This window comes from Acinetobacter sp. YH16038 (genome assembly GCF_013417275.1).
In the GTDB taxonomy this organism is placed as follows: Bacteria; Pseudomonadota; Gammaproteobacteria; order Pseudomonadales; family Moraxellaceae; genus Acinetobacter.
This window is the reverse complement of the sequence record NZ_VPEG01000164.1, coordinates 1-1,267: the sequence shown is the minus strand read 5'-3', so window position 1 is coordinate 1,267 and position 1,267 is coordinate 1. Positions and strand designations below refer to the sequence as shown.

General features: G+C 38.1%; 2 protein-coding genes. One reads left to right on the top strand and one right to left on the bottom strand.

Annotated elements, in window-relative coordinates; translation table 11 throughout:
- Positions 1-451 (top strand): hypothetical protein (locus FTV34_RS17560; protein ID WP_180070926.1); only part of this gene is annotated, 451 nt, incomplete at its 5' end.
- A 7-nt stretch (positions 452-458) separates the two neighbouring features.
- On the opposite strand, the gene repM is transcribed toward FTV34_RS17560, so the two are convergent.
- On the bottom strand, positions 459-1,267 hold an 809-nt coding region (repM, locus tag FTV34_RS17555), incomplete at its 5' end, for a replication initiation protein RepM (RefSeq protein WP_180070924.1).

The window sequence follows — 1,267 nt, the reverse complement described above, 5'->3', positions numbered from 1 at the left end:
AGAAGATAGAGCCTTTGAACTATTGGCTATTGCTGAAAAACAGCAACTTGAAATTCAGGCTGAGCTAGCAGCTATTCAGCACAATAATGAGCGTTTAAAAACTCAGTTATCTGAAGCTGTAAAACAGGCAGCCGAAAATGCAGCAGAACTGACAGCAAAGAAGATTGAATCAAGGGCAGCCCATGCCGTTAAAGACTTTAATCACATCAAATGGACACACTATGCCTATGTCACTGGAGGGATGTTTCTCTTTGTTCTTTTCATAACAATATTTTCTATTTTATGGATTCCATCGTTTGATGAAGTTGCAGAGCGTAGGGCAATAGCAGAAAAATATGGAGTAGACGTAAAGCGAGGGGACGGAAAGAATTTAGTTCATATCATGTCACAGCAATGTTATTCATTGAATGGGTCTACCGTTCGAGATTGGTGCGTGATAGACCCTAAGTAATCTATTATTACTTGTACCCAGCTTTCACCAGGTATGGATAAAACTCATCAAATTTTTCAGGTTGTAAAAGCATTTCAGCAATACGTACAGCAAACTGCTGAAAGCTTTCTGTACCTTGTGAATACTTAGACATTTCAGGCATTTCAGACAGTTTGTGAGAAAACATATGTCGTTGTGCATCTGTCATTTTGGCAAACAGATCGGTTGTATTTGGATCTCGATTTGATTCGATTGATTTAGGCTGTTGCTTTTGTTTGAACTTGAATGAAAAGCCCGTAATAGATCGCCCTGTTTTGTGCTGTTCTACTTTGACTGTTATATCTGTATGTTCGTTAATTTGTTTAATTGCAGGCTCTAAGACTCTATTCTTAAAGTTATTCATTGGCTTGTACTCATGTTCTTGTAAACCAATTCGAGAACGGAATTCACCAATTTCAATGATTGGCGTTTTTCCTGTGCTGCGCCAACATACTAACAATTCATATAGGCGAGTAGCGTATAGATTTAAGTTTGAAACTTGCATTAATTCATAGCTAGTAAAATTTTGTTCTAAGCGAGTGATTAATGGCACTACTTCAGGAGCAAAACGAAGCTTGACTATCCCTGCCCCTTCAACATAAGAAATACCGCTTACCCACCTAACCACACGCTTTTCAGGTTTATTTCTTTTTTCATCCATAGTCATGTAAGTAACTTGGCGATTAAATAGCGTCATTACTGCTTCTGACAACATCGCATAAGTGTTTTTAACATCGACATGAAAGCGGTCTGCATAGTGTTGAGCGTGAATTTCCAAGAAAGTATCTGTATCAATCC